Source organism: Pseudomonas sp. ITEM 17296 (genome assembly GCF_028895205.1).
Lineage (GTDB): Bacteria > Pseudomonadota > Gammaproteobacteria > Pseudomonadales > Pseudomonadaceae > Aquipseudomonas > Aquipseudomonas kermanshahensis.
In genome coordinates this window covers 1-589 of the sequence record NZ_WJRS01000083.1, presented here as the reverse complement: position 1 = coordinate 589, position 589 = coordinate 1, and the positions used below count along the sequence as shown (strand labels likewise).

The 589-nt window shown below is 57.7% G+C and carries 1 pseudogene; it reads right to left on the bottom strand.

The annotated features are described in order from the left end of the window. Positions 1 to 589: pseudogene (locus tag GIB19_RS28155) on the bottom strand (RHS repeat-associated core domain-containing protein); the annotation flags it as partial.

Genomic DNA, 589 nt, shown 5'->3' with positions numbered 1-589 from the left:
CGGGTCGAAGACGAAAATTTCCTTGTTGTAGTTGTGAGTGGCTTCGAGCAGTCGGCCCACCGGGTCGTAACGGTAGTAGGTGTCGCCTCGGTTCAGGTCATTGACGCGAGTCAATTGGCCGCTTTCGTCGTATCGATAGTTGCGAGCCGCAATGCGCTTGGTGGCGCTATGCCGTGCCAAGGTTTGCTCAAGCAACTGACCATTCGGGCTCCAGGTTTGACGCTGAATCAGGCCATTGCCTTGTTCTCGGCCAATCTCTCGGTGCAAGTCGTCGCGCTGGTAGCTGAGCAATTCGCGATCATCGAATTTGAGGCCGAGCAGGTGACCGCTGCCATAGGTCAGCCAGCTGACGCGATGGCCATCAGGCCGTGTGGTGGCAACCCGTAAATTGAGGGCGTCGTACTCGTGGGTGAACACGGCGACCTTCGGCTGCTTCATGTACTTGAAGTGCTGGTGCTCGCGGGTGTTGTTGCCCGCCAGGTCATAGAACCACTGCAGCTTGCAGTCCTTGTTCTCGGCGAGCAGTAACCTGCCATTGCCGTCGTAAGCGAAGCTTTCGGTCTCCCATTCTTTGCCACCGCGCTGGCCA